The organism is Bradyrhizobium sp. YR681, assembly GCF_000282615.1.
Lineage (GTDB): Bacteria > Pseudomonadota > Alphaproteobacteria > Rhizobiales > Xanthobacteraceae > Bradyrhizobium.
Map to the genome: position 1 here is coordinate 1 of NZ_AKIY01000114.1, position 2,511 is coordinate 2,511.

Consider the following 2,511-nt stretch of genomic DNA (forward strand, 5'->3'; position numbering starts at 1 on the left):
CCCCCGCCGATAGCGGCTGATGTTGTTGCGGTGTGCGCGCAACAAGGCCAACTCTTCATCAATCATCGTCGTCATCCCGTTTGGCGATGGTCGCCTAGGCCGCGAGATCGGTTCGCAAAATGGATTTCCTGCGCACCGGCTTGCCGCCCGGAGGCCCCTTCGGATGGTGGTCCAGCGTCGCGAGTGCTTCCAGAATCTCGTCGATGGTGACGGGCTTGTCCGAGCCCGGTAGCTCCCTCAGGGCCGGGTTTGAGGCAACGCTGGCAGCGTCCGAAGCCCAGGACGCGAGGATCGCACGCTTCTCGCCGATCGACAGCGCCGGATCCGCGACGACGTCGCGGGGATGATCGTAGACTGAGCCGGGGTGCAGTATCGCGTTCAGGTCGATGATGTTGTCAGCATGATCGATCATGAGAGGTCCTCCTTCTCCTTTCGCTAAAACCTCTGGGTCGCATTGGGGTTACGCAGTCGACGGCAGTGGTCGATCCCGCCCGACGATCAGGCGGGATCACCAGGTCTCCGACCAGCGAAATCAGGCGGCCTTGCTCTCGAGCTGATGCACGGTGCCGGATGGCGCGCCGTTGATGGCAATTCGCCGCGGCTTCATGGCCTCAGGAATCTCCCGGATCAGTTCGATCTTCAGCAGGCCGTTCTCGAACGACGCGCTCTGCACCTGGACATAGTCGGCGAGGTTGAACTGCCGCTTGAACGGCCGCGCGGAAATGCCCCGATAGAGATATTCGCGTTCCGCCTTGTCGGCCTTGTTTCCCTCGACGATCACCGCGTTCTGCTCGGCCGTCACCGAGATCTCGTCAGGCGAAAAGCCGGCGATCGCAAGTGCGATCCGGTAGCGGTCCTCGCTGACGCGTTCGATGTTGTAGGGGGGATAGTTGTCCTCGCCGGCACGCTGTGCCGTCTCCACGAGGTCGAAAAGGCGGTCGAAACCAATGGTCGAACGCCACAGGGGAGAGAAGTCGTAAGTGCGCATAGCCAGATCCTCCAAAGAGCAAAATGGATACGAGCGGCACCGGACACGACCGGTGCCCGTCTCAGTCTTTCCCGACCCATCAGGCGTCGGGAACGCCACCTCTCGGCGGCATCGGAAAAATAAAAAAACACCGTTTTGGTTTCAAGAGGGGAGGTCAAAAAATTTTAGAACGGCCTGCGCCCCCCGGGGAAAGCCGACGCCCCCTTGAACCAAAAGGGGGCGTCGTGCCGGAGCCTGGTGTCGTTCGGCCTCTACACATTCGATCCGTGGATCGCGTCGATCACGGCGTCCGTCACTTCCTTCGTCGTCGCCTTGCCGCCGACGTCGGGCGTCAGGACGCCGGCCGCGCAGACGCGTTCGACCGCCGTCATCAGCCGCACCGCGGCATCCTTCTCGCCGAGATGCTCGAGCATCTGCACGCCGGTCCAGAAGGTCGCGACCGGGTTGGCGATGCCCTTGCCGGTGATGTCGAAGGCGGAGCCATGGATCGGCTCGAACATCGATGGGAAGCGGCGCTGCGGATCGATGTTGCCGGTCGGCGCCACGCCGAGGCTTCCCGCCAGCGCGCCGGCGAGGTCGGAGAGGATGTCGGCGTGCAGGTTGGTTGCCACGATGGTGTCGAGGCTCTTCGGATGCAGCGTCATGCGCACGGTCATGGCGTCGACCAGCATCTTGTCCCAGGTCACGTCAGGGAATTCGGTCGCGACTTCGGCCGCGATCTCGTCCCACATCACCATGCCATGGCGCTGCGCGTTCGACTTGGTCACGACGGTCAGGAACTTGCGCGGCCGCGACTGCGCGAGCTGGAACGCGTAACGCATGATGCGGGTCACGCCGACGCGGGTGAAGACCGCGACTTCAGTGCCGACCTCTTCCGGCAGGCCCCTGTGGGCGCGGCCGCCCATGCCGGCATATTCGCCTTCCGAGTTCTCGCGCACGATCACCCAGTCGAGATCGCCGACGCCGACATTGCGCAGCGGCGAGGCAACGCCCGGCAGGATTTTTGTCGGCCGCACATTGGCGTACTGGTCAAAGCCCTGGCAGATCGGCAGGCGCAGGCCCCACAGCGTGATGTGGTCGGGCACGTCAGGCGCACCGACCGCGCCGAAATAGATCGCGTCGAATTTCTTCAGCTCGGCGAGGCCATCCGCCGGCATCATCACGCCGTGCTTCTTGTAATAGTCCGAGCCCCAGTCGAACGTCTTGACGTTGAAGGCGAGGTCGCCGCTGCGTTTTGCGAGAGCCTCCAGCACCCGGACACCCGCCGAGATCACCTCGGGGCCGATGCCGTCGGCGGGAATGGCTGCGATCGAATGGGTGCGCATGGGAAGGCTCCGTTTGAGAGATCAGTGAGATTGCGGGACGGGTTCGACGGGCGCGGTCTGCGCGCGCGACAATAGCAGGGTCAGGACGGCCGAGAGAACCAGCAGGCCGCTGACGAAATAGAGTCCACCGACAAAGCTGCCGGTCTGGTCCTTGATCCAGCCGATCATGGCGGGCCCGACGAACCCGCCGGGATTGCC

The 2,511-nt window shown here is 63.7% G+C and carries 3 protein-coding genes and 1 pseudogene; all 4 read right to left on the reverse strand.

The genetic code is table 11. The features are described 5' to 3' along the window. Nucleotides 1–94: 94 nt before the first annotated feature. Nucleotides 95–412: a hypothetical protein gene (locus PMI42_RS11340; RefSeq protein ID WP_008133809.1), complete on the reverse strand. Its 318-nt coding sequence runs from the start codon at nt 410–412 to the stop codon at nt 95–97. Nucleotides 413–532: 120 nt separating this feature from the next. Further along, entirely contained in the window at nt 533–988 is a 456-nt protein-coding gene (gene hspD, locus PMI42_RS11345; protein ID WP_008133812.1) for a small heat shock protein HspD, read from the reverse strand. Nucleotides 989–1,239: 251 nt separating this feature from the next. Further along, nucleotides 1,240–2,313 carry a tartrate dehydrogenase gene (locus PMI42_RS11350; protein ID WP_008133814.1) on the reverse strand — a complete coding sequence of 358 codons (1,074 nt, stop codon included), beginning with the start codon at nt 2,311–2,313 and terminating at the stop codon, nt 1,240–1,242. A 21-nt stretch (nt 2,314–2,334) separates the two neighbouring features. Then, nucleotides 2,335–2,511 (reverse strand): annotated as a pseudogene (locus tag PMI42_RS40400) (MFS transporter); the annotation flags it as partial.